This is a genomic window from Streptomyces sp. NPDC041968, from assembly GCF_055589025.1.
Map to the genome: position 1 here is coordinate 133,639 of NZ_JBVJCB010000014.1, position 22,896 is coordinate 156,534.

A 22,896-nucleotide genomic window follows, 5' to 3' on the forward strand; every position below is an offset into this window, starting at 1 on the left:
CATTAAGCACGGTTCACTTGTCGGGGCAGAGGGAGGAGCGGGCGCGGCAGGTCGAGGTGGCCAGGGCCTGTCCGCCGGATCAGGGACGGACCGGGACCCGGTGGGCCGGGGAGTGCCATCGGCGGGCACGTCGAGGCTGATGACGAGGGCCTCTCCCTGTGTCGGCGCACTCCCAGCGGGTTGGAGTCGTTCCGGCCGCAGCGGGCCGTTCGGTCTTGATCACTTTTTGAGTCGGGCCTAGGCTCCCATGCTCATGGAGACGGGGGAGCCGGACCGCGGCCGCAGGCCGTGGCGTGACCGGCTGGTCAGGCATCGTGCGGTGGGGGCACTGCTGGCCGGGGCAGCGGGGGTGACCGTGATGGGCGCCGTGCTCGTCCTCTTGCCGAGTGCGGTGGTCGACCATGATCTAGCCGGGGCGAGCGTCGCCGCGCAGGACCGGTTGAAAGCGGTGAACGACGTCCGTACGACACTGCTGCAGGCCGTGGGCGGCATGGTCGTACTGTTCGGCGCATACGCCACCTGGCGGCAACTACGCGTCAGCCAGGAGGGTTTGCGAGCCACCCAGGAAGGACATGTCACCGACCGGTTCAGCACGGCCGTCGATCAGCTCGGCAGTGACAAGCTGCAGACACGCATCGGCGGGCTCCACGCGCTGTGGCGGATCGCCGAGCACTCCGCCCGCGACCGCGAGGCCGTCATCTCCATCCAGGCCGCCTACCTGCGCACACACCTGCCCTGGCCGCCCGCCGGGCCACAAGCTCCGGCGAGTGACGTGCCGATCAATGACGTCGTGCCGCTGGAAGTCCGTGCGGCCGACGCCCAGGTGGCGCTGACCGGACTCGGCGTGTTGCTGCTGCAGCCGCGGGAGCACTCATGGGTCAACCTCAGCGTCACGGATTTGCGCCGGGCCGACTGCGACGGGCTGTGGCTGCACGAGGTCAACCTCGACCGGTCCTGCATGGAGGCGGCGGGCCTGTACCACGCCAACCTGACCCAGGCGTCTCTCGTCTCGGTCAACCTGCGGCACGCCGACCTCAAGACGGCGATCCTGCGCCGGGCACGCTGCGTCCTGGCCGACATGAGAGGCGCCCGGCTGGTCGAGGCGGACCTGCGCGACGCGGACTTCACCGAGTCCGACCTGCGTGAAGCGAACCTGCGCAAGGCCGACGCAGGCGGTGCTGTCTTCCGCCGCGCCGACCTGCGCCTGGCCGACCTGCGTGGTTCCGACCTGAGCACCGCCGACCTCGCCCAGGCACGTCTGACCGGTGCGCTGGCCAGTGAGCAGACCCGCTGGCCGGCCGGATTCGACCACGCGACCGCCGGCGTCGTTGTCACCGAGGATCCAGGCCCCGAACCTCCGCCACTGCTCCAGCCCCCGGGAATCACGACACAGCATCCGCCCTTGCGATCCATGCCGTGACCGCGAGGCCAGGAGGCTGACTCCTGAGCGCCGGCGGGCTGGGGCAGAGCGCAGGTTTACGCCTGTTCGTCACGAAGCGGTCGCGTACGTCGACCAGGCGTGCCCCGGGTTCCCGTAGGAGATGCCGGAGTCCGCCTCGCCGCTGTCGGCTGAGTGTGATGCCGGCTTGGGTGTTAGGGCAGTGTCCACTTCTGGTTGGACCCGGTGTGGCAGGTCCACAGGTGGACCGGGGTGCCGTCGTTCCAGGTGCCGCCGGAGGCGTCGAGGCACTTGCCGGACTGCGGGTTGCGTACCGTGCCGTCGGCCTGCGGCTGCCAGGTCTGTGCGCCGCTGCCGTTGCAGGTCCACAACTGGATCTTCGTGCCGTCGGCGCTGCCGCCGTCCGACACGTCCAGGCACTTGTTCAGGGCGCGTATCGTCCCGTCGCCGGGCAGCGTCCACTGCTGGGCGCCGGTGCCGTTGCAGGTCCAGATCTGGATCTCGGTGCCGTCGGCCGTCTGGGAGTTGTCGACGTCCAGGCACTTGCCGTTGACGCCTGTCACCTCACCGGTCCCGGAGGCGCCCCCCGGCATTTTGTTGAGAGTGTACCAGGCTTCGGTGCTCCAGAGCGTTTCGCCGCCGGCCGAGCTGAAGGGACGGGGCGAGCGGACGTGCACGACGCGGTCGGTCTTGAGGCCGGGGATCGTGAGGGTGACGGTCTTGCGGTCGGCGGACAGCGTGGCCGACTGCGCGGTGAGTGTCTCCTCGTCGACCTTGGGGCCGCCGTAGGCGGCGGTCGGCACGTAGCGCCACTGCTTGATCTTGTAGTGGGCGGCCAGTTCGTTCGCCGTGTCCGTCGACAGGGGCTGGGTGTACTCCAGCTGGAAGCCGCCCGGTACGGCGCGCATCGCGCGGATGTCGAAGGTGTTGGCGCCGTTGGGGCTCAGCTTCTGCAGACCGTGGGCGAGCTTGCCCTCCTGGCCCCAGTTGCCGCCCGCGCCCAGGCCACCGGCGTAGAGCGCGCCGTCCGGGCCGACGCTGATCCGGGTGACCCCGGCCTCCAGGCCTTGGGTGAGACGGAAGACCGCCCCTTGGTACTCGCCGCCGACCTTCTCCAGGAACCCGCGCTGGACACCGCCGTAGGTCACGTCCCCGAACAGCATCTGGCCGGCGAACGGTCCGTCCTCCAACAGCAGCGGGGTACTGGGGGAGTTGGCGATCTCGTTCTGCGGAAGCCACAGCACCGGCTTGGTCACCGGCCGGGAGTCGAAGGGCCCGTCCGGATTGGTGTAGTGGTTGAAGAAGCGGTCCTGCTTGATGTGCACGAGCTTGGACGAGGGCAGCCAGCCGCCCTGGTTGTCGGTGACGAAGATGCCGCCCTCAGGGCCCCAGCCGATGCCGTTCGGGGTGCGGAGTCCGCCGGCGACGTAGGAGACCTGGCCCGTCGCCTTGTTCACCTTGATGGTGGTGCCGCGGTTGGCGGCGGGCTGCGGGTCGGTGGTGGCGCCGCCGTAGTTGATGGAGACCGACAGGTTCAGGTAGAAGAACCCGTCCTGGTAGAGCAGGCCGAAGGCGAACTCGTGGAAGTTCCCGCCGAAGGGCCAGGTCGCCACTCGGCGGTACTGGTCGGTGATCTCGTCGCCGTTGGTGTCGTTGAGCTCGGTCAGCTCGTGCTTCTGGGAGACGTAGAGTTTGCCGTCGACGTGCTTGATGCCCATCGGCTCCTTCAAGCCGGAGGCCACCTTCTTGGCGGTCACCCTGTCGGGCCCGGTGTCGCCGGTGACGTTGCTCAGCAGGTAGACCTCGCCCGCGGTGTTGTTGCTGCCTCCCCAGGTGGCCACCGCAAGGCGTCCGTCCGGGAGCCAGTCCATCGCGGAAACCTGCGGCTCGAAGCCGTTCGGCCGGAGGTCGGTGAGGGTGTAGTTGGGGTGCACACCGGTCAGCGGCAGACCGTCTCCCGGCGAGTCGGCACCCCCCTCGCACTCCTTGCGGCCCGGCGCCGTCACGCGTACGACATCGGCGTCCGTGCTGAGGGCCGAGTTCGGTACCACGCTGAAGGCAGAGGCGCCCGGCGGTTTCCAGGCCAGCGTGAGCTGCTGTCCGCCGTCACGCTCGAAGTGCTCGACGCGCAGCGCGTGGGAGCCGGCCGTCAGGTCGACCGTGGCGTCCTTGGGGGCGTCCGGTCCGTGCAGACCGTCGTGGTTGATGACCAGGCGGTCGTCGATCCAGAGCCGGGACCCGTCGTCGCTGGTGAGCCGGAAGGCGTAGCTGCCCGCCTGCGCGGCGTGGAGGTTGCCGAGGACGTGGGTGACGAAGCGGGTCTCCAGGCCGAAGTCGTCGGCCGAGGACCAGTCGATCACGGGCATCAGCTTGTCGACGTTCGGGGTCTGGCCCGCCTTCAGCGTGCAGATCTCGTTCAGCGGGACTTGCACGTCGAAGACGCGCAGGGTGACGCCCGGTTCCTGCGGCGGGAGAGTCGCAGCGGCCGGGTCGTCCGCCGTGGACGGGGACGACGACAGGCCGACGGCCAGTAGGGAAGCGATGATCGTTCCGGCCAGGCGTCTGCCCAGCCGGCGGGAGTACAGCCGTGGATACACGTTACCTCCTGACGGTTCCTCGGACATGAGGAACTCGATCGGGTAAGTGGGAGATCCACCGCTGCCGGGACGCGCCGTCGTCCCGGAGACGGAGGGGGGTGTGCGTGGGCCCTGAGGGCGCACAGCGTCGCACCGGACACAGTAGGGACTTGTGACGGGGCCGTCCACGCTTTGTCATCAGCGAGGGAAAAGTTCTGGCCGGACGAGTGGGCGGGGACCGTCCTTGTGACGCGTGGTTCGCAAGGGGCGTCTCCGGGGCGCCGGGCGCCGACCGACCTCCGTTCCGAGCCGTCCGTCGTGGGCGGCCGTGCTGCCGACCGTTCGAAGAGGATGGCGTGCGTGCCATTCACCACACGACAGGCTCCGGGGGACGGTCGCACCACTCGCCGCACTGCTGGAGCGCGCGGCTGCCGTCCGACGGAGCGCGGATGTCGGTGGTCGGTTCCAGCCAGGCCTCGAACTCCGTCCTGGCGCGGTCGCGGCCCTCCCCGCGGGCAGGCTACGAGTCGGCTGGCGTTCGGTGGCCTCGCGGCACAGCCGCGCGGTCCAGCCCTGCGGTCGTGTCGTGTCCTGCGGTCGTGTCCCGCGCCCGGACGTTGCGCGGCCTGCGCCGTGCACGGCGGCATCCCGGCGGCGGAGCGCTCGGGCGGCAGGTGGCCGGACCGGGCGGCCCCAGCTCAGGCGTCGCCGGCTCGAGCTGGGGTCACCCGGTCCCGCACGTAGTGCCGCAGTGCCGGCGCAGGGGATGGGGATGGGGATGCGGAGACCGTCAGACCGCCACGAGTTCGTCCGCCAGGAACTCCTCCACGAACTTCCCTGCCCTACGGTCGAAATCGGCGTACTGCGCCTCCCGCTCGGCGCCGGCGACCGCTGCGCCGATCAGCAGGTTGCCCTCGGCGTCGATGCGCTGCGGTCGCTCCTCCGCGTCCAGGAGCAGGCCCACGGTGGAGCGGGAGAAGCCGCAGTAGTAGGCGATGCCGTCGTTCAGGTTGACCTCGAGGACGGACTGCATCGACTCCGCGACGGGGTCGTCGGCGGTGGCGCCGGCCAGGGCCAGCCACAGCATGCGCTTGCCCGCCAGGCGGGGCTTGCTGCGGCCGTAGGCGAACCCGTAGTTCCATACGCGGTCGATCCACCCCTTGAGGACGGCGGGCACACTCTGCCAGTACACCGGGAAGACGGCGACGACGACATCGGCGGCGAGGATCCGCCGCATGTGGGCGTGCGTCTCGTCCGAGTACGGCTTCTCGCGGTCGCCCCAGTCCGGCTGGTCCTCGACGTTCATCCGCGGGTCGAACCCCTCGGCGTGCAGGTCGAGCAGGTCGATGCGGTACCCGGCGGCCTCGAGCTGGGCGGCCGCGCGCCGGGCGGTGTGGGCGGTGAGGGAATCGCTGCGGTGGTGCGCGACGACCACGAGGGCCGTCCTGGTGACGTCACTGCTGTGCTGCGGCACGGTCTCTCCCGAAGGCTCGTTCTGTGCGGTGAATCCAGTACAGCCGCAGCGCCGTAGATGATCCATGGCAGAAACTCTCCAGAACATAGGAGATCGTCTACGATTGCCGTGTGGATCCTCTTAGTTCACTGCTGAGCGGCATCCGGGCCGAGGGCTCGGTCGTCAGTCATGCCGTCCTGACAGCGCCCTGGAGCATCACCTTCGCCGACGCCGCTCCGCTCACCATGGTCAGCGTGCTGCGCGGTGGCGGCACGCTGCTGCTGTCCGACGGCACCGAGCGGGCCGTCGGCGCGGGTGACACGGCCATCGTCCGGGGCCCCGCGCGGTTCCGCCTCGCGGACGAGCCCGCCACTGTCCATCGCCCCCACAGCGCGTACGAGATCAACTGCTTCACCGCGGACGCCGCGTGCACCGGCCAGGAACTCGACGGGATCCACTGGGGCACCGGCCCGGAGGAAGCGACCGCGCTGATCGTGGGCGCGTACCGTGCCTCGGGGCACCGCCACGAGCGACTCCTGCGCGCCTTGCCGCCCGTCCTGGTCGTCGCCGAGGACGCCGAGGTCTGCGCCTGGCTGGAGAACTCCGCCGCCGACGCCGCGCGCCTCTCCGCAGGCTCGCAGGCGCTGATGGACCGGCTCCTCGACTGGGCTCTGGTCTGCACGCTGCGCACCTGGTTCGACCGCGCGGGCGCCGACGCGCCCGGCTGGTACCGCGGCCTCGCCGACCCGGTCCTCGCCCCCGCCCTGCACGCCTTCCACGGGCGGCCCGCCGAGGGCTGGACGGTCGCCTCGCTGGCCGCTCAAGCCGGCGTCTCCCGGGCGCTGTTCGCCCGGCGCTTCACCGAGCTGATGGGCCGTCCGCCCCTCACCTACCTCACCGAGTGCCGCATGGACGACGCCGAGGCACTTCTGGCCGATACCGACCTGAGCATCGCCCAGATCGCCAGGACCGTCGGCTATGCCGACGCCTTCGGTTTCAGTACCGCCTTCAAGCGCCACAAGGGCGTCAGCCCCAGCACGTTCCGCACCACGGCGGCGTGAGCCACGGCACGTGGCCGGGCCGAGGGCTGACGTCGTGCTCGGTGTCGTCGCTCAGGCCCACCCTGCGTCCTTGGGTAGCACCGCAGACCTTCTCGTGTCGGTGAGCGGTGAGCGCAGTCACGCTGCGAGGTCCAGCGGCTCCCGCGCTCGCCTTCGGGACGACATCCCGTGCCTTCTCTGATCACGAGGGTCTGTAGCGGTCTCCACGTGTCACTGCGAGCCGGCTGCCACCAGGGTCGCGGTGATGGGCTCGAGTTCGGTGATCAGTTCGTCGAGTTCCGCGGGTGGCAGGGCGTCGTACGGCGGGGTGGCGAGCTCGTCGGTGAGGGTTTCGATGCGTTGCTTGGTCGCGCGGCCGGTGTCGGTGAAATGGCCGTCGGTGTCGATGAGGCCGCGTCCGCACATGCCGTCCAGGACTGCGGCCAGGCGCCTCTTCTCCAGGTGGTGGATGCGCCCGAAGGACTCCGGAGGGTGGATGCCCTGTTCCAGAGCGGAGAGCACGTGGGCCTCCGTGCCGCCGATGCGCGCGCCGACGAGAGCGGCGATGTGCCCGTCGCCGCGGTGCTCGCGCAGCATGGTCGCGGAATGCCACAGTCGGGCGACGGGGTCGCTGGGTACCGCAAGGGTGCGCATTCCCGCGTACATCACCCGACCTTCCGTGGGCGCGTTCGTCGCGGCTTTGGTGGTGAGGTCGGCGGCGCGCACCAGGCCCGGGGAGCCGGCCAGTTCGTCGCCGAGGATGCGCCGTAGGGAAGCCGTGCTGCCCCTTTCCCGCGCGGCGACGGAGGCCTCGGGCGGGATCGTCTCCCAGGCGCTGGGGATGTGCCGGGCGGCTTCCCCGTCGGCGAAGTTGTAGAACGCTGCGTGCACGACTTGGGCCTCCACCCGGCCCAGTGGTGCGGCGCGGCTGGCGAAGTAGCCGTCCCAGTAGGTGCGGTGGCCGAGTGCTGCCAGTTCCTCGTTGCACTCGTCGGCGAGGAACGTGACCAGGCAGATCGGCTCCAGGAGCTCGAACATGCGGCGAGCGATGTGAGTCAGCGGATGGCGGTGCGTCGTACCCATCGAGTTCTCCCTGTGTCAGCTGTACCGATGTGGACCGTCCGGCACAACGAACTCATCGGCGACCGAAGGGGCTGACCCGCGTGGACGTGCGGGCCGACGGCAGCGGCTGCGACCTCACGTGGGACACCGCCGTCCGCTCCTCGGCCGTGCCCCGGCTCTCGACGGCGGACGGGCTGATCCACACCGTTCTGCGCGGTTCCCTCCTGCCCGGGAGCGACGCCACCTCGCTCCTGGACCCCTACTCCTACGCCCGGATCGACCCCGAAACGGGCTCCGTCGTCCGCAGGCAGCACCTGGGAGCGTCCTCGCTGTACGACACCCTCCAGATGGGCGGCTCCATAGCGCCCGGCGTCGTCTACCAGGGCACCATCACGGGCGTCGTGCGCATCGCGGCCGAGTGACCGGCGGCCGGCGGGTGCGCCGGCTCAGAGAGGCGGGGACCTCCGCCGACCGGGCACGGCCGGGCGGTCGGCGATCGCGTCGACGACGGCGCCACTTCCGCGCGGTCGGTGGCCGGGTGCCGGGGTCGAGCAACCCGGCGCCCCGGTGGCCGCCGTCGCCGCGACGCTCCCACTGATCAGGGATCTGTGCCGGGGCCCTTCAGCCGTACCGGCGGAAGACCATCCGGATGGTGGTCAGATCGGCTTCCTTCTCCCGTTCGTCCTCGTACTGACCGTCGTCGTCCCGGTCCGCGACGAGGGCCTCGGGGGTGAAGTCCTGGCCGAAGCGGTAGGGCGCGAGGCAGTAGTCGAAGCCGGACTCACCGAAGAGGTCCAGACCCTCGCTGCGACAGTGATCTGACAAACCGTCGGTTACGTGCCAGCGCGTGCCGTCGTACCAGAAGACACCGCCCGCGTAGTGAATCGTCCGCCCCGTCGCCGAGTCCGTGAGGTTGAGGGACTCGTAGTTCTCGGGACGGTCGCGGACCAGGGCGACGAGGGAATCGGGAACACCGTTGTAGAACGACTCCTGGAGGACGTAGTCGTCCTCGGCGTAGAGATTCAGTGCCGACTCGTGGTCGAAGGTCAGCAGCAGCACGCGGCTGTCTTCCGCGAAGTACCAGACCGCGGACTGGCCGCCGCCGTCGTTCCACGCCAGACGCCGTGCGCCGGGCACCGTGACCGGTTCGACCTCTGCCAGATGGTTCAGTATGGACGCGCGGCGCCGCACTTCGGAAAGGGGCGTCGCCGTCAGGGCGTCCCATGTCGCGTTACTCATCCCCGAAGGCTATCCACCACCTGAGAACAGGGGCGAGAACAGGGGCGATCCAGAGACATCGCCATCGTCACCGGGCAGGCACCGCGGGGCGCACTCGGCGGGACCTTCTTGCCTAGGAGCGTACGAGGCGCCAGAGCGAGGCGCGGGAGGGGAGCGTAGGCGGCCAGCACGAGCATGCGGCCCCGCATGGTCAGTAAGGTCTCGGACCCGTGCTCCCGTGCTCGCACGCGATGGTGCAGCCGTACCCGCACCGGGCCCGGCCGGACCTGCCAGGACCAGGTGCGAAGGGCCTCGTCGGCCACCTCGACGCGGGACGGCACGCGGATCCGGGCGAAGGACTCGACGGTGCCGGTCAGGCCGGGCCGCAACATCGCGCCGACGGGAGGTACCGCGACGATCTGCGGCGACCACGACGCCCACCGGTCCACCGGCACGTACCGGTCCCACACCGTGTCGGCTCCCGCTGGTCCCGCAGCGCGGAGCGCCCGCCGTGGCGAACGGGCTGACGGCGTCGGCGAAGCCGAACCCCGCGACCCCTGCGGTGCGCAGCCGGTGAGCCCGTCGCGGGTTCACCGGGTCCGGACCCTGCGCCGCGGGGCGTGGAGATCGCGGAGGACTCAGGCGTCAGGCATCAGATGCCGGGCGTGGAGGTGGCGGAGGACTCGGACGTCTGCGTGCCGTGCGTGCCCTGGGTACTCTGCGGGTCCAGACGGTCGCGAGCAGCCTCGAGGAAGGCGCGGGACAGCTCCTGGTCGTCGCTGGCGCGCGCCAGCAGGACGGTGCCGACCAGGAGGGCGAGGTCGGCGAGAGCGGCGTCGGTGCCGCCCTCGCGTTCCGGCTCGTCCCATTGCCGCAGGCCGTCCGCGAGGTCGCGGAGGCCCGCCGTGAAGGCCGTGCGCAGGGGAGTGCCGGGCTCGGTACGGGCCGCGTCGGCAGCCACGGCGGCCGCGGGGCAGCCGTCGGCGGGATGGTCGCGGTGCGGTTCGGAGAGGTACATCGCCAGGAACGAGGCCCTGGCCGACGGACCGTCCGGGGAGTCGTGGTCTTCGCTGATCCGGTCCATGGCGGAGCGGCGCTCGACGAAGGCCGCGGTGAGCGCCTGGGCCAGCAGGTCGTCCTTCGAGGCGAAGTGACGGTAGAAGCCGCCGTGTGTCAGCCCGGCGGAGTCCATCGCCTCGGGCACGGTCACGCCGTCGGCGCCCTTCTCGCGGATCAGTCGCGAGGTGTTCCGGATCACCTGCTGTCGGTGCTGTGCGGCCACCTCGCGCGACATGCGGGGCATACCGGCATTCCCTTCCTCCCGGCGCGCGGGGCCTTCTGACCCCTGGTGCTCATCCTACGGCAGCAGCCGCTTTTTTAGATGATGATAAACATCTATAGTGAAGGCACTGCATGCGTCGCCGAGGTCCGACCTGCGGATCGGCGGCCTACGCCCGGACGCACCATCACGCCAAGGAAGTGCGCATGACCGCGATCAAAGACTCCGTCGCCCTCGTCACGGGCGGTCAGCGGGGCATCGGCAAGGCATTCGTCGAAGAGCTGCTGGCCCGCGGCGCCCGCAAGGTGTACGCCACCGCACGCGCCCCCCTCGCCGACGACGACCCCCGTGTCGAACCCGTCCCGCTCGACGTCACCGACGACGACTCGGTGACCGGCCTGGCCGAGCGAGCACGCGACGTCGACCTCGTCATCAACAACGCGGGCGTCCTGCACCACGCTCCGCTGCTCACCGGCGAGCTCGCACAGGTCCTCGCCACCTTCGACACCAACGTCTACGGACCCTTGCGCGTCGCCCGGGCGTTCGCCCCGATCCTGGCCGGCAACGGCGGGGGCGCGCTGGTCAACATCCATTCCATCCTGTCCTGGATGGCGGGAAGCGGCGCGTACGGAGCCTCGAAGGCGGCCTTCTGGTCGCTGACGAACTCCCTGCGCCTCGAACTGGCCGCACAGCACACACAGGTGGTCGGTGTGCATCTCGGCTTCGCCGACACCGACATGGTCGCCGCCGTCACCGCCGAGAAGATCGCACCTGCCGAGGTCGCCCGTACCGTCCTGGACGGTGTCGAGAACGGCGACAACGAAGTCCTCGTCGACGAGGCCACCCGCACGGTCAAGGCGGTCCTCTCCGGCCCGGTCGAGAACCTCGTACTCCCCTCCCTGCGCAGCTGACACCCAGGCCCCCGACCCGGAGGAGTCCCCGTGCCGCTCTGGACCGTTTACCATCCGCCCGGCATCTACACGCCGCAGCAGAAGCAGCAGTTCTCCGCAGACATCACAGGTTTCTACACCCGCTTCGGGAAACTGCCGGCCTTCTACGTCGTCACCGTCTTCCAGGAGGTCGCCGCCGACTCCCTCTACGTCGGCGGCGAACCCACGGCGGCAGCCGTGAGAATCATGGCTGATCACATCGCCGTCCATACCGAAGACCCCGACACCCGGAGGAGAACCCGGGAGATCCTCGCGCGCGTCCTGGCCCCGCACACCACCGACCGCGGCCTGTACTGCGAGTTCCACATCGACGAAACACCAAGAGAGCTGTGGATGCTCGACGGCCTCGCCCCACCCCCGCTCAACAGCGAAGCCCACCGACTCTGGGTCCAGGAGAACCGCCCCGTTCCCTACTGAACACCCTCTGTGTATGCCGCCGGCCGGACCGTACGGGCTGCTGGATCAGTCCGGCCTGGAGGGACTGTCGCCGCCGTGCGCGGAACGCGGGTGGCCGTCCCGGCAGCCGGTGTTCACCACTTCGGTCTCCTCGGCGAGCCGGGCCCCGGCGCGCTGTACGGGCACACCTGGGCGAGGTGTGCCCGCCGCGCCCGAGGGATGATCTCGGGATGGACTCGACGGGCGCCCGGAGGCATCGTCGGCGTAAGGCGAGGGCAGGCGCCGCGATCGCCCCGGGCTACGCGGCGGTTCCGTGTCCGGCCTCTCGCGGATCCCCGATCGGCCGCGTGACCCCCTCCTCCACGGCCGCACGCCGACTCCGCTCGGTCTCGTCCAGTTCCCAGTAATGCCGGCATTCCTCGCACCGGACACCGTCGACCAGGTTCTCGTCCTCTCTGTTCGGGCAGTCGCTTCCGTCTCCACGACCCTCACACACCTGCTCTGTTGTACCTGCCATGCAGTCGACCGTGACCCGCAGCGGCCCTGGCCGGGAGTGGGCTTGCGGGGGCGCACCGGCGCGTGGTCCGTGCAGGTCACCCCGCCGGTCACCAACCGCCCCACCCAGCACGGGATCGACCGGGCCATTCGCATGCATGCCGTTCGACGTGATGGCTCCCCGAACCGCTCCCGACCCGTGCCCGTCGACATGGAGCCATCCCCGTGAGTCCGTGGCCGAAGAGACGGTCGCGCGAGGCCCCCGGCATCGTCGCGGGTGGCACTACGACGAGAGGCAGCCCGGCTTCGAGTACGACGGCCTCACCGTCGAGCCGAAGAGCGGCAAGTCCTACTACAACGGCGACCTGTGGTCCACCGCGGAACCGTCCGGCAACACCTGCGTCAACTGGGGAAGACCCACGGGCGCCAAGAGCCCCGAGGGCTACACCATCTACAACTGCCAGTGGCCCAGCCCGACCTCCGGGATGTTCCCCAAGGCGCTCTACCACAACTGCTGGATCGGCAACTGGGAGGGCGAGGACTCCCGCTCCTGCTGGCTGCACGACGACCTCGCCGACTTCAACACCGAGAACGCCCAGGTCCAGAACTACCTGATCGGCGCCTACGACAAGTACATAGACATGGGCGTCGACGGTTTCCGCGTCGACACGGCCGTGCACATCCCGCGCACCACCTGGAACCGCCGTTTCCTGCCCGCGATCCAGGAGCGCGTCGCCCAGCAGCACGGCGTCGAGGCCGCGAAGAACTTCTTCGTCTTCGGCGAGGTGGCCGCTTTCGTCAACGACAAGTGGAACCGCGGCTCGGTCAACCACTCGGCGCAGTTCTACACCTGGAAGGAGCGCAAGGAGTACAGCGCCGACGACGAGAAGGCGGCCCTGGAGATGTACGAGTACGAGCAGCAGCAGGGCACCGGCAACCAGCCCACGTCCGCCAACGCCTTCCTGGACGGCAACAGCTACCATGCCCCGGACCACAGCCGCTTCTCCGGCATGCACGTCATCGACATGCGCATGCACATGAACTTCGGGCACGCGTCGAACGCCTTCCACAACGGCAAGGACTCCGACGACAGCTACAACGACGCCACCTACAACGTCGTCTACGTGGACAGTCACGACTACGGCCCGAACAAGGGCAGTGAGCGCTATGCGGGCGGCACGGACGCCTGGGCGGAGAACATGTCGCTGATGTGGACCTTCCGCGGCATCCCCACCCTCTACTACGGGTCCGAGATCGAGTTCCAGAAGGGCAGGAAGATCGACTGCGGTCCGTCCTGTCCGCTGGCGACCACCGGTCGCGCCTACTACGGCGACCACGTCGCCGGTGAGGTGACGGCGAACGACTTCTCCAAGGTGCAGTCGGCCACCGGTGCGGTCGCCGGCACCTTGCAGCAGCCCCTGGTCAAGCACGTGCAGCGGCTGAACGAGATCCGCCGCGCGATCCCCGCGCTCCAGACGGGTCAGTACTCCACCGAGGGCGTCAGCGGCGACATGGCCTTCAAACGCCGCTACACCAGTGGGCCCACGGACAGCTTCGCCCTGGTCACCGTCACCCACGCGGCCACCTACACCGGCATTCCCAACGGCACGTACACCGACGCGGTGACCGGCGACGTCCGCACCGTCAGCGACGGACGGCTCGCCATCACCGCCCCCGGCAAGGGCAACCTGCGGGTCTACGTCCTGAACGGGAAGGGGAAGACCGGGTCCACGGGACCGTACCTGAAGTGAGGGAGAGCTAGCGGGAGGGCTGGCGCAAGGGGCCGACGGCGATTGCGCCGTGCAGTCCGAGGCGGGCTGGCCAACGGCCGCTCCGGACGACCTGTCTATCGCCCCACTGCGACCCCGGAGGTGGTACCCAGGTCGATACGTTCACGGGTACCGCCTCCTCGCTCTCCTGCACGGCCTCCGGAAACGTGGTGGCGGCTCCCGTGCCGTGGTCGGGCCAGGGACTCGAAGTAGGCCTTCTGCGCAGGGCAGTAGTCCTGGCAGTCGGGCTGTGGTCCGCGGTTGCGTGCGGCGGTGAGCATGTCCAGGTAGTACTCCCAACCGGGTCCGGTCTCGGCGAGCTGGTCGGGAGAGGTGAGGTGGTGGACGAGCCGGAGTTCGGTGGTGCTGTCGGTCTCGGTCAGCGGCAGTTCCAGCTCCCAGGATCCGGCCTCGTCCTCCATCGAGACGGCGATCCCAGGGTCGGGGCTCGACGTGTGGGGAGCCCCGACCCTGGCACGAGGTCTCGGTTCCTGAGCTGCGGTCCCCGGGCTCAGGCGCGCTGCGCCCAGTCCTGGTCCAGGCGATCGGTCAGGCCCGCGGAGGCGAAGGCTGCCTCCAGCTCGTCGCGGCCCTCGGTGAAGTGGGCCCAGCTGTCGTGGTGGACCGGGACGACACGGCGGGCGTCAAGAATCCGGGTGGCCTCGGCCGCCTGGGCACTGTCCAGGACGATCAGGTTGCCATCGAAGACCATGGGGAAACGGGGGGCGCCGGTGAACAGGAGGGCCGTGTCGATCGGGGCGAAGCGCCCGGCGACTTCCCTGACCGCGTCGAGCGAGGCGTTGTCGCCGCTGACGTAGACCGTCGGCAGTCCCTCCCCCGTCAGGACGAAGCCGACGACCTGGCCGGTGACAGGCTCGACCTCCTCACGCGGGCCGGGGCCGTGGATGGCAGGGACCCCGGTCACAGTGATGGTGCCGCCGGCCGGACACTCCAGCTCGATCGCCTCCCAGTCGGCCAGACCCCTGGCCTTCGCCCCGAGGCGCTCGCCGCCGCCGGGGGTGGTGAGGGTGAGGGGGACGTCGGTGAGCAGTGCGCGGCCGGAGGTGTCGAGGTTGTCGGCGTGCTCGTCGTGGGAGAGCAGGACCACGTCGACGGGGCCGAGCTCGGCGGGTGTGGTGATGGAGGGGGCGGTCTTGGACAGGGTCGGGCCACCGGGCGAGGCGTAGTCGCCGGGGCCGTCGAAGGTCGGGTCGGTCAGGAAGCGCAGGCCGCCGTACTCGAACAGGGCGGTCGGACCGCCGAACGTGCGGACCGGGAACTGGCCGGCGTTGAGCTGGGACATCACGTCTCCATTTCTCACGAAAAAAACCTGCGATTAACGTGAGTCCAGGCTAGGCGGGCATCACGGAAAAACGCAAGCGCTACCATGAGGGGATGGACGACGCCCTGGCCACCGACGTGGCACCGACCGTTCTGCCCCCGGCACCGGGTGCCGACCGGTACCGCTCCCTGGACTTCGCCGACACCGCCGCCACCCTGCCCGCCGGCCAGAGCTACGACCTGCTCGCCGCCCCGGAATCCGCCATGCGCTGGCTCGCCGCCCACGACCTGACCACCCCGGACGTGCAGCTGTACGAGGTGTGCGCGCAGCGGATGCGCACGCTGCGCGCGCACATCCGCGCCCTGTTCGCCGCCCGCGTCGACACCACCACCCCGCCCGAGGAATCCCTGCGCGCGGTGAACGAGGCCCTCACGGCCGTGCCCACCGCCCCCCTCCTCGCCTGGGACGGAGCCCAAGGTCTGCGCCGCATCCAGGCGCACCCCACCGACCAGGCCGTCAACCACGCACTGGCGACCCTCGCCGCCGACGCCGCCGACCTGCTCACCGGTCCCGACGCCGACATCCTCGCCGCCTGCGGCTCAGCCCCCTGCGACCGGTTCCTCCTGCGCACCCACGGCCGACGCCACTGGTGCTCCACACGCTGCGGCGACCGTGCCCGCGCCGCCCGCGCCTACGCCCGGCGCAGCGGCGCCTCGGGCTGACGCACCACCCCCAGGGCCCTCCTGTGGACCGCCCGGCGGCCACGCGAAGCGCCTTCAGCGGGCGGCTTCCGGTTGTCAACCGACAGCCGGGCGCTGGATCACTGAAGATCGTTACTTCGACTCGCCGCCGCGTGGGCGGCGAGTCCGTCGAACGTCCGTAGCTCCAAGATCCACTTTGGCCACACCGCCTAGGACAGGCCGTCGAGCGGTCGCAGGAAGCGGCGCTCGTACCGCTTGATGCAGCGGGTGTCACGAGCCAGCTGGAACGCTTCCTGGCACTCCGGGTCGGACATGCTGTCCGTGCGGTACTGCTCGTAGGCGGCCAGGCTGGGAAAGGAGAAGAGGGCGTAGGCGATGTCGCTGTCACCCTCACTCGGCAGGAAGTAGCCGTGGTGCGTCCCGCCGAAACGGGGGACGAGCCGGACCCAGCGGCGACCGTATTCTTCGAAAGCGTCAAGCTTGTCGACGTCGACCTCGTACTTCAGATGAATGGTGACCATGCCTGCATGATGCCGTGTGACGGTTCGGAGTCCTTGAGCAGGACCAAGAGGTCACGCGGCGGGGGAGAGACCGAACCGGGCGAGGTGGCTGACGCGGACGCGGCCCCAAGGACGCCCGCTCCACCGGGCGCCGAATCCGCCTTCCCTGGCGCACGGCGTGCCTCACGACTACTTTCGTCGTGAAGCTCAGCTCGCAGGCGGTCCCGTGGCCGCGGGCGATCAGGTGGGCCGCTGGTGAGGGCGGGGGAACCCGGACCATTCGGCTTGCGTCTATCCACCTGAGCGGGATGGCTCGCCCGCCGGCCACACACAACCGGGGACACGTGATGAGTGACAAGGCCCGCAGCCTCTTCGAGGCTCTCGACCTGGACGGCGACGGGCTGCTGACCCGTGAGGAGGTGATCGTCGCCCTGCGCAGGAAGGGACCGTCGCTGGCCGCCATGGGCGTCATCCCGTCCTGGGGGGTACAGGACGCCGACGCGTCCTCCGCTCTGTTCGACGCCGCCGACCAGAACGGCGACTCGGCACTCACCTTCGAGGAGTTCACCGCGGTGGTGGACCGCCGGTTCGGCTGGAGCTGATCCGCGCTCGAGGCTGCTGAGCGCGGTGGCCAGATCGGCCGCTGAGGACTTGATCGTCCATCCGGCTCGGTTGTCCTGGTAAGGAAGCGGGTCAGCCCGCTCCGCCGTCGAGCAGCCGTTGTAGCGCAGCCGCAGCGCCCGCTCAGTGCTGGCTGCCACCGGAGCGAGCCCGACCACGATGTTGCCCCATGCCGACGAGCGCGATCGAGGAGAGGACACCGATCCAGCGGCTCAGTGCGGGGTGTGCGCGGTCGTCACCCGGGCGCCGGAGGGCGTCGCCGAGGCCGTCGGGACCTTCACCTCGCCCCTTGGCCCATCGGCTCATCCCGCGAAGCCGCACGGAGACAGCTGTCCGCACTGACCGGACGAGAACGCGAGACCGCTCGGGCCGTCGCGGACGGACAGGGCAACCCAGAGATCGTCCAGCGGCTGCGCATCAGCGTCGCGACCGTGAAGACGCACACAGGCAACCTGCTCGCCAAGCTGGAGGTCGAGAACCGGGTGCAAATCGCTCTCCTGGTCCGCGACGCGGAAGAATGACCAGCCTCCCCCCCCCCGAGGTGCGGCGCGGTGCCGCGATCACCCGAATGCCTCCCCTCCGGCCTTCCGCTCCTCTGTACGCCTGTCCGCGTCTTCGAGCGCGGCCTGCCACCGTCTGTTGACCTCTTCAGGCCTCTGGTGCCCGCACTCGACAAGACTGCCCGCCCTGTCGGTGACTTCCGCGTAGCAGTCACCCTTCTCGATCCAGACGGCGACGTTCTCGATCCCCGCCGACCGGTCGTCGTCATCCACCCAGAAGGTCAGGGAGAAGGCCAGCTCATCGCCGTGGTAGTCGGATCGGACCCGGAACGTCTCGTCCGGCCTGAGCCATCGATCCTCGCCAAGTGGCTCCAGCCACATGACGAGCCATCCTTGGGAACCGTTGCGGACCTCCATGACAGCCATGTCCGCACCCTAGCCGCGGCGATGATCAGACAGGCCGTGTTCTGGAAGTGCTGGTGTGCTGAGTGGGCCGTCGGTGAAGTCGCGGGCGGCCATCCAGATCGTGCGGGTGCGGGCTTGCGGTTGCCGCTGTGGCAGCTTCTACCGTCCTCAACAGGGACGGAGAAACCGGCCCGGTGACGCGATCGTGAGGGAGACAGCGATGGACTGGCCCATCGCGGAGGTCGCTCGGATGTCGGGCGTGACCGCCCGGACCCTGCGGCACTATGCCGGCGTACGTCCTCGACGCTCAGTGATCCTCGGACCGGCGCAAGGCGACGACAACCTTTTCAGGTGCGTCAGCCCACCACGGGACCGGCCGATGGCGTGATCGGCCGGTTCGCCGACCGGAGCCCTTTCAGTAGCTCCAGTCCATGCCGCTGTCCTGGACCGGTTCCCTGATCACGACCATGCGCTGGGTGGTCTCGTCCCAGATGCTGACGGAGCCGGTTTCGTCGTCGACGTAGGTCACCTGCCCGATGCGGTCGACCTGCCGGGTGTAGCCCGGGAAGTCGCGGTACTGGGTGGTTCCGGTGGACGTTCCCACGTCCGCGATCGCATACGCGTAAGCACCGCCCGTGGCGGACAGGGTCCTGGAGTAGCCGGCCCCCGGAGCGTCCCCGCTGCCCGTTCCGGACATCGGCACGTCCTCGTCGTACGTCGGCCCGGATGCCCGGCCGTCCGGCACGTTGGCCGCTTCCACGGTGTTGACGAGACGGGTGAGGGACCGTTCTGCCATGTGCAGCATCCGCGCCATCGACGACACGGTGTACTCGTTGCTGAGCGCGGCCACCGTCTGGGCCAGGGCGTCCGGCATGCTCCTGGGCTCGATGTGCGACTTCTCCTTGCCTTTCTCCCTGCGGCGCCACTCGGAGTAGAAGTCGTCGTCGGCCGCCATCACCGACTTGATCGTGGCCCAGCCGGAGGACTCCTTGTTCATCGACTTGCGGCTGGGCTTGGACGACTTCTTCTTGCCCGAGTCCGACTTCTTCTCGGCGTACTTGCCCTTGTCCGGCCTGCGGGTCACGGGCGCTCCGGCCTCACGGCCGTCGCGGGCCTCATGGCCGGTCCGGTCCTTCACGTACCGGTAGATGGCGGACTTGATGGCCTCCATGGTTCGCTCGCCGTCCACCTCGCTGATGATCTCGGCAAGCTCCGGACGGCTCGCTCTCGCCGTTTCCTCCCAGTACTTGAAGAGGGTCTTCTTCTCCTCCGACGATCCGGTGAGCCAGGTGTTCTGGATCTGCCGCCGGTGTTCGGGGTTGGTGATGATCCGATCGGCGCGCAGCCTCGACTTGATCTGATCCGACCCCCGGCCGACACGGGCGGTGCCCGCCTCGGTCCCCGCGATGTCCTGCTTACGGTCGTGGGAGGAGTAGACCGGCTGACCACTCTCGTCGTGGTCCATCTCGATGTCGCTGAGCGACGGGGTCCGGTAGTTCCGCCGTGCGGCGAGCCCGGCGTCCACGACGCTCTCCGGGCCGTTGTTGTCGTAGGCGTCCTGGGGCGGCTGCATGCGCGACAGGGCGGGCGTGGCCGGCATCTGCGACGCCAGGTGCAGCATGTAGTCCTTGAAATCGGGGTCGCTGACGACGTGCGCCTGGTGCCGGTAGAGGTTCTCGAGCGATTCCCAGTAGTAGAAGCCGGGGTTCGGATCGAAGTCGAGGTTCCCGAACCCGGCCTTGTTCCGGTAGTACATCAAAGCCGCGGTGCAGCAGAGGCAGCCTCGGTATCGGCCCATGATGGCGTGTTCGCCGCGGACCTCCTTGGGTTTGATCCCGGACCGGCGCAGGGCCAGCAGCAGCTTCTGTTCGGCGTGCAGCAGCCCCTTCTCCTCCTTGAAGGTGAGCAGGAAGACCGAGCCCTCGAACTGCTCGCTGGTGAGCAGCGTGTGCAGCTGCGGATGGCTGACGTCCACGAGGGCCACGGGCCTGCCGTGGCGTTTGCGCAGCGCCTCGGCCGTGGCGTCGTCCTCTCCGCCTCGCTGCCCCGCCATGACCGCTTGAGTCTTGAGGTCGGCCCGGTTCACCCGGTCCGAATACTCCTGGGCGTCCGGTCCCGCCATCCCGCGCTCCCGGCCGGCCGTGCTCTGGTGCGTGGCCACCATACTCGCGTAGCCGTCTTCGGTGCCGTTGGTCGTGAAGCCCTTGAGAGCATCCATCGACTCGTTGTAGTTCGAGGCGAAGAGCAGCCGGTTGTTGATCAGCATGCCCTGGACCTCGCGCTCCCGGTCGTCCCGGGCGCCCTGCTCCTCCTGGGCCCCCGCGACGGCGTCGTATACCAGGAAGGCCTGGTGAGACAGGGTCTGGGAGGTCGCGTCGTCCTCCATGGAACGCGCGTACCGTCGCCGGACCTGGTCGGGGCCCTGACCGTGCCGTCCGCCGCCGTAGGCCTTGTTCCACTTGTCCTTGACGGCCTCGTCGATCTCCTTCGCCGTCTGCCGGGGAGTCTTCTTCTTGTCGCCCTTGCCCGCGCGCTGTACCGGAGCCGTACCCGGACCGAGAAGGCGTGCGACGGCGTTGTTGCCTGCCGTGCCCTGCAGCAAGCGCGTCCGAGCTAGGGCGGCCCCGTCGGCCGATCGCTGGACCGCCCCCGCCGGTGCGGTTTCGAGGGGAGCTGCGCCGGCCGACGGAGCCGTGCGGGCGCCCGCCGCGAACGCCGCGCCGTCGGCCGCCGCCGTCCGCTCGGAGTCCTGCCCGGGGTCGGTCACGCTGACGCCGGCACCGTTGTCGTTGCCGGTCTCCCGGATGCCCCTCAGGTTCTTGTCGACGTGGCCCAGTTCGTGACCCATGACCTCCTTGTTGCCGGCCATGCCCGGCCCCAGGAAGACATGCGCCCCCACCGTCATCGCCTGTGCGCCCAGAGCCTCGGTCGCGCGCTGCGCCACGTGGTTGTCGTGGATACGGGCGCTGGAGAAGTCGTTGCCGTAGAAGGAGTCCGCCTCGGCGCGCAGCGCACCGGGCAGCGGCCGGCTCGGCGAGGAGATGGCGGACGCCAGCAGCGCGCTCTGGGTGGTGGGGTCGACGCCCTCGGCACCGTCGTGACCGCAGCCGGAGCCGTGGACATGCTGGTCCGGCCCGGCGTCACGGGCGACGACGCCGGGATCCGCCAGGCGCTGGAGCGAGGTCACTTCCGCGGAGGTGAGCGGACGGGGTGCGGGGGCCGGGGTGGAGGCCTTCTGCCGAGCGCCGAGCGTTTCCCCGTCCGACTGCTCCGACCGCGACCGCATCTGGTTCGCCTCCGCGTGTGTGGGGTCAGGTTTCCTTCACCCTTGCGCCCGTGCCGCGGCGGCACCAGGGTCCGCCGTGCACGATCCCGGGCAAAGACCGTTGCCCTCATGAACCCCGGAGGTGCCGAGCGCCGTGGCCGGCACCGTCCGGTCGGTACGCGCCCGGGTGGCTCCGGTGACCGGGCTCGCGCTCACCGCGAACGACTGCCGCGAGCATCCTTGATGCCGGGGCCCACCGACGAGGAGACGATCCTGATGGACTCAAGACATGACGACGCTGCCGCACCGTTTCCTCCATGCCCTCGACCGGTTCAACGCCGCCCACCCCTGGGACCACAACGCCCACTACCACCGGTGGATCATGCGGCAGCTCCCCAGGAGGTTCCGCACGGCTCTGGACGTCGGCTCCGGCACCGGCGACCTGGCCCGGCTCATGGCCACGCGCGCAGCGGCCGTGGACGCGATCGACTCCGATGCGGCAAGCGTCGCCCGTGCCCAACGGATGACCCCTCCGGACGCTCCGGTGACCTTCACCACCGCGGACGCGCTCACCGGTGTCCCTGCCGCCTCCTACGACGTCATCACGTGCGTCGCGGCCCTTCACCATCTGCCGTTCACCGACGCCCTCGCCCATTTCCGGCGGCACCTGGCCCCGGGAGGGACGTTGGTGGTCGTCGGGCTCTGGCACGCGCAGACCCCTGGCGATCATCTGCTCAACGCTGCCGCCCTTCCCCTGAACGCCGCCACGGGCTGGATCAAGAACAAGGGCCGCACGGCATTGCCGCCGGCTTCGATGACGGCGCCAGTTCGGCCGGCGACCATGGGCTTCGCCGATATCGACCGTGAAGCCCGGCACGTACTGCCCGGTGCACGACTGCGCCGCCGGCTGTTCTGGCGCTACACGCTGGTGTGGCGCCAGCACTGAGCCCAGAGGCCAAACAGGCGGTCCGTCGAACCTGTCCTCCGACAGGTTCCGCACCGGGCAGCCACAGGTCCCAGCCGTCGCTGGTCCGGGTCAGGCGGGCGGGGGGCGTAGGTGGCGGGGTGCCTGCCCTACCAGGAACTCGGCGGCGCCCACTTCACCCCGCGCGATCTGACACGTGCCGCTCACCCCGCCGTGTCCCGCCCGTTCAGCTCGTCCGCCCCGTCACTCCCGGCCTGTGGGAGTCGGCACCCCGGCCTACGAGCCGTCAGGCGGACGCTCCGCTGTCGATGACCAGGTCGGTGCCGACGACCGCGCCGGCCGCGGGTGAGGCGAGGTAGAGCACCGCGGCCGCCACTTCGTCGGCCTCCGCGACCCGGCCGAGCGGGTTTTCTGTCTTCACCCGCTCCGCCCGGTCGGCCTCGGTCTCGCCGGGCCGCAGCGACATGGGAGCGGCGGAGGCGCCGGGGCTGACCGCGTTGATGCGGATGCCCTGGTGGATGTGGTCGAGAGCGGCGGCACGGGTCAGCGCGGAGACCGCCGCCTTCGAGGTGATGTACGCGGCGGCGTTCGGGATCCGCAGGTGTGCGCCGAGGTTGGAGGAGACGTTGACGATGGCGCCGCCGCCGTTCTCCTTCATGTGGGCGATCTCGTGCTTCATGGCCAGCCAGACGCCGGTGACGTTGGTCCGCAGCACCATGTCCCAGTCCTCCTCGCTCACCTCGCCGACGGGTACGGTGGCGCGGAGTATCCCGGCGTTGTTGACCGCGATGTCCAGTCCGCCGAAGCGGTCGACGCTCTCGCGTACGAGGTTCTGGAGCCGGTCGGAGTCGGTGACATCGGCGGTGACGGCGGTGGCCTTGCCGCCGGTGGACTCGATGAGACCGACCGTCTCGTCCAGGGAGGCCGCGGTGCGTCCCGCGGTGACCACGGACGCGCCCTCGGCGGCGAAGGCGAGCGCGATGGCGCGGCCGAGGCCGGAGCCCGCGCCGGTGACGAGGACCGTCTTACCGGTGAAGCGGTTCATTCTGATGACTCCCTT

Annotated in this window: 18 protein-coding genes and 4 pseudogenes; 11 read left to right on the forward strand and 11 right to left on the reverse strand. The window is 69.8% G+C overall.

From position 1 onward, the window contains the following. Nucleotides 1-358 precede the first annotated feature (358 nt). Nucleotides 359-1,420 carry a pentapeptide repeat-containing protein gene (locus ACZ6EG_RS29615; protein WP_469609165.1) on the forward strand — a complete coding sequence of 354 codons (1,062 nt, stop codon included), beginning with the start codon at nucleotides 359-361 and terminating at the stop codon, nucleotides 1,418-1,420. A gap of 173 nt (nucleotides 1,421-1,593) precedes the next feature. Here ACZ6EG_RS29615 and ACZ6EG_RS29620 read toward each other — a convergent pair whose 3' ends face one another. Both ACZ6EG_RS29620 and ACZ6EG_RS29625 read right to left on the reverse strand, forming a co-directional pair. Next, nucleotides 1,594-3,930, reverse strand: coding sequence for a ricin-type beta-trefoil lectin domain protein (locus tag ACZ6EG_RS29620; RefSeq protein WP_469609168.1), 2,337 nt, complete (start codon nucleotides 3,928-3,930; stop codon nucleotides 1,594-1,596). Nucleotides 3,931-4,765: 835 nt separating this feature from the next. Then, a complete protein-coding gene (locus tag ACZ6EG_RS29625; protein WP_469609078.1) occupies nucleotides 4,766-5,449 on the reverse strand; it encodes an NAD(P)H oxidoreductase in 684 nt (227 codons plus the stop codon). A 110-nt stretch (nucleotides 5,450-5,559) separates the two neighbouring features. On the opposite strand from ACZ6EG_RS29625, the gene ACZ6EG_RS29630 reads away from it, so the two are divergent. Beyond that, nucleotides 5,560-6,489, forward strand: coding sequence for an AraC family transcriptional regulator (locus ACZ6EG_RS29630; RefSeq protein WP_391971497.1), 930 nt, complete (start codon nucleotides 5,560-5,562; stop codon nucleotides 6,487-6,489). Nucleotides 6,490-6,699: 210 nt separating this feature from the next. Here the strand turns inward: ACZ6EG_RS29630 and ACZ6EG_RS29635 are convergent, their stop codons facing one another. Continuing rightward, nucleotides 6,700-7,551 (reverse strand): SCO6745 family protein, encoded by an 852-nt coding sequence (locus tag ACZ6EG_RS29635; RefSeq protein ID WP_469609081.1) that lies wholly within the window; start codon nucleotides 7,549-7,551, stop codon nucleotides 6,700-6,702. 68 nt (nucleotides 7,552-7,619) lie between these two features. Here ACZ6EG_RS29635 and ACZ6EG_RS29640 point away from each other — a divergent pair. Continuing rightward, nucleotides 7,620-7,952, forward strand: a pseudogene (locus tag ACZ6EG_RS29640) (hypothetical protein); the annotation flags it as partial. Between the two features lie 199 nt (nucleotides 7,953-8,151). On the opposite strand, the gene ACZ6EG_RS29645 reads toward ACZ6EG_RS29640, so the two are convergent. Both ACZ6EG_RS29645 and ACZ6EG_RS29650 read right to left on the reverse strand, forming a co-directional pair. After that, entirely contained in the window at nucleotides 8,152-8,769 is a 618-nt protein-coding gene (locus tag ACZ6EG_RS29645) for a hypothetical protein (protein ID WP_391971495.1), read from the reverse strand. Between the two features lie 631 nt (nucleotides 8,770-9,400). Continuing rightward, nucleotides 9,401-10,051, reverse strand: coding sequence for a TetR/AcrR family transcriptional regulator (locus ACZ6EG_RS29650; RefSeq protein WP_391971494.1), 651 nt, complete (start codon nucleotides 10,049-10,051; stop codon nucleotides 9,401-9,403). Nucleotides 10,052-10,233: 182 nt separating this feature from the next. Between ACZ6EG_RS29650 and ACZ6EG_RS29655 the strand changes: the two genes are divergently transcribed. The 3 genes and pseudogenes from ACZ6EG_RS29655 to ACZ6EG_RS29665 all read left to right on the forward strand — a co-directional run. Then, the gene (locus ACZ6EG_RS29655; RefSeq protein WP_469609085.1) at nucleotides 10,234-10,938 is read left to right on the forward strand and encodes an SDR family oxidoreductase; all 705 of its coding nucleotides are present in this window, start codon (nucleotides 10,234-10,236) and stop codon (nucleotides 10,936-10,938) included. Between the two features lie 30 nt (nucleotides 10,939-10,968). Beyond that, complete coding sequence (locus tag ACZ6EG_RS29660) at nucleotides 10,969-11,394, forward strand: tautomerase family protein (protein ID WP_391971492.1); 426 nt, start codon at nucleotides 10,969-10,971, stop codon at nucleotides 11,392-11,394. A 752-nt stretch (nucleotides 11,395-12,146) separates the two neighbouring features. Then, nucleotides 12,147-13,619: pseudogene (locus ACZ6EG_RS29665) on the forward strand (alpha-amylase family glycosyl hydrolase); the annotation flags it as partial. A gap of 95 nt (nucleotides 13,620-13,714) precedes the next feature. On the opposite strand, the gene ACZ6EG_RS29670 reads toward ACZ6EG_RS29665, so the two are convergent. Together ACZ6EG_RS29670 and ACZ6EG_RS29675 are read right to left on the reverse strand one after the other, a co-directional pair. Then, nucleotides 13,715-14,059, reverse strand: a complete 345-nt coding sequence (locus ACZ6EG_RS29670; RefSeq protein WP_469609088.1) for an SRPBCC family protein — start codon at nucleotides 14,057-14,059, stop codon at nucleotides 13,715-13,717. 89 nt (nucleotides 14,060-14,148) lie between these two features. Continuing rightward, nucleotides 14,149-14,940: an MBL fold metallo-hydrolase gene (locus tag ACZ6EG_RS29675; RefSeq protein ID WP_391971489.1), complete on the reverse strand. Its 792-nt coding sequence runs from the start codon at nucleotides 14,938-14,940 to the stop codon at nucleotides 14,149-14,151. 92 nt (nucleotides 14,941-15,032) lie between these two features. Between ACZ6EG_RS29675 and ACZ6EG_RS29680 the strand changes: the two genes are divergently transcribed. Further along, on the forward strand, nucleotides 15,033-15,641 hold the full coding sequence (locus ACZ6EG_RS29680; protein ID WP_391971488.1) for an ABATE domain-containing protein: 609 nt from the start codon (nucleotides 15,033-15,035) through the stop codon (nucleotides 15,639-15,641). Between the two features lie 188 nt (nucleotides 15,642-15,829). Here the strand turns inward: ACZ6EG_RS29680 and ACZ6EG_RS29685 are convergent, their stop codons facing one another. Next, nucleotides 15,830-16,141, reverse strand: a complete 312-nt coding sequence (locus ACZ6EG_RS29685; protein ID WP_356610432.1) for an NIPSNAP family protein — start codon at nucleotides 16,139-16,141, stop codon at nucleotides 15,830-15,832. A gap of 326 nt (nucleotides 16,142-16,467) precedes the next feature. On the opposite strand from ACZ6EG_RS29685, the gene ACZ6EG_RS29690 reads away from it, so the two are divergent. Both ACZ6EG_RS29690 and ACZ6EG_RS29695 read left to right on the forward strand, forming a co-directional pair. Continuing rightward, entirely contained in the window at nucleotides 16,468-16,722 is a 255-nt protein-coding gene (locus ACZ6EG_RS29690) for an EF-hand domain-containing protein (protein ID WP_356610433.1), read from the forward strand. A gap of 321 nt (nucleotides 16,723-17,043) precedes the next feature. Continuing rightward, nucleotides 17,044-17,262, forward strand: a pseudogene (locus ACZ6EG_RS29695) (response regulator transcription factor); the annotation flags it as partial. 39 nt (nucleotides 17,263-17,301) lie between these two features. Here the strand turns inward: ACZ6EG_RS29695 and ACZ6EG_RS29700 are convergent. Beyond that, a complete protein-coding gene (locus tag ACZ6EG_RS29700; RefSeq protein ID WP_391971487.1) occupies nucleotides 17,302-17,667 on the reverse strand; it encodes a hypothetical protein in 366 nt (121 codons plus the stop codon). A 199-nt stretch (nucleotides 17,668-17,866) separates the two neighbouring features. Between ACZ6EG_RS29700 and ACZ6EG_RS29705 the strand changes: the two are divergent. Beyond that, a pseudogene (locus ACZ6EG_RS29705) lies at nucleotides 17,867-17,932 on the forward strand (MerR family DNA-binding transcriptional regulator); the annotation flags it as partial. Between the two features lie 129 nt (nucleotides 17,933-18,061). On the opposite strand, the gene ACZ6EG_RS29710 reads toward ACZ6EG_RS29705, so the two are convergent. Continuing rightward, on the reverse strand, nucleotides 18,062-20,932 hold the full coding sequence (locus ACZ6EG_RS29710; protein WP_469609093.1) for an eCIS core domain-containing protein: 2,871 nt from the start codon (nucleotides 20,930-20,932) through the stop codon (nucleotides 18,062-18,064). Nucleotides 20,933-21,200: 268 nt separating this feature from the next. Here ACZ6EG_RS29710 and ACZ6EG_RS29715 point away from each other — a divergent pair, with 268 nt between their 5' ends. Further along, on the forward strand, nucleotides 21,201-21,857 hold the full coding sequence (locus ACZ6EG_RS29715) for a class I SAM-dependent methyltransferase (protein WP_391971485.1): 657 nt from the start codon (nucleotides 21,201-21,203) through the stop codon (nucleotides 21,855-21,857). Between the two features lie 265 nt (nucleotides 21,858-22,122). Here ACZ6EG_RS29715 and ACZ6EG_RS29720 read toward each other — a convergent pair whose 3' ends face one another. Next, nucleotides 22,123-22,881 (reverse strand): SDR family NAD(P)-dependent oxidoreductase, encoded by a 759-nt coding sequence (locus ACZ6EG_RS29720; RefSeq protein WP_469609097.1) that lies wholly within the window; start codon nucleotides 22,879-22,881, stop codon nucleotides 22,123-22,125. Nucleotides 22,882-22,896: the final 15 nt, after the last annotated feature.

Excerpts from the sequence above, each read along its gene's own strand:
- ACZ6EG_RS29615 (WP_469609165.1), top strand. The coding sequence starts at position 359 with ATGGGCGCCGTGCTCGTCCTCTTGCCGAGTGCGGTGGTCGACCATGAT.
- ACZ6EG_RS29635 (WP_469609081.1), bottom strand. The coding sequence starts at position 7,551 with ATGGGTACGACGCACCGCCATCCGCTGACTCACATCGCTCGCCGCATG.
- ACZ6EG_RS29645 (WP_391971495.1), bottom strand. The coding sequence starts at position 8,769 with ATGAGTAACGCGACATGGGACGCCCTGACGGCGACGCCCCTTTCCGAA.
- ACZ6EG_RS29650 (WP_391971494.1), bottom strand. The coding sequence starts at position 10,051 with ATGCCCCGCATGTCGCGCGAGGTGGCCGCACAGCACCGACAGCAGGTG.
- ACZ6EG_RS29655 (WP_469609085.1), top strand. The coding sequence starts at position 10,234 with ATGACCGCGATCAAAGACTCCGTCGCCCTCGTCACGGGCGGTCAGCGG.
- ACZ6EG_RS29670 (WP_469609088.1), bottom strand. The coding sequence starts at position 14,059 with ATGGAGGACGAGGCCGGATCCTGGGAGCTGGAACTGCCGCTGACCGAG.
- ACZ6EG_RS29675 (WP_391971489.1), bottom strand. The coding sequence starts at position 14,940 with ATGTCCCAGCTCAACGCCGGCCAGTTCCCGGTCCGCACGTTCGGCGGT.
- ACZ6EG_RS29680 (WP_391971488.1), top strand. The coding sequence starts at position 15,033 with ATGGACGACGCCCTGGCCACCGACGTGGCACCGACCGTTCTGCCCCCG.
- ACZ6EG_RS29685 (WP_356610432.1), bottom strand. The coding sequence starts at position 16,141 with ATGGTCACCATTCATCTGAAGTACGAGGTCGACGTCGACAAGCTTGAC.
- ACZ6EG_RS29690 (WP_356610433.1), top strand. The coding sequence starts at position 16,468 with ATGAGTGACAAGGCCCGCAGCCTCTTCGAGGCTCTCGACCTGGACGGC.
- ACZ6EG_RS29700 (WP_391971487.1), bottom strand. The coding sequence starts at position 17,667 with ATGGCTGTCATGGAGGTCCGCAACGGTTCCCAAGGATGGCTCGTCATG.
- ACZ6EG_RS29710 (WP_469609093.1), bottom strand. The coding sequence starts at position 20,932 with ATGCGGTCGCGGTCGGAGCAGTCGGACGGGGAAACGCTCGGCGCTCGG.
- ACZ6EG_RS29715 (WP_391971485.1), top strand. The coding sequence starts at position 21,201 with ATGACGACGCTGCCGCACCGTTTCCTCCATGCCCTCGACCGGTTCAAC.
- ACZ6EG_RS29720 (WP_469609097.1), bottom strand. The coding sequence starts at position 22,881 with ATGAACCGCTTCACCGGTAAGACGGTCCTCGTCACCGGCGCGGGCTCC.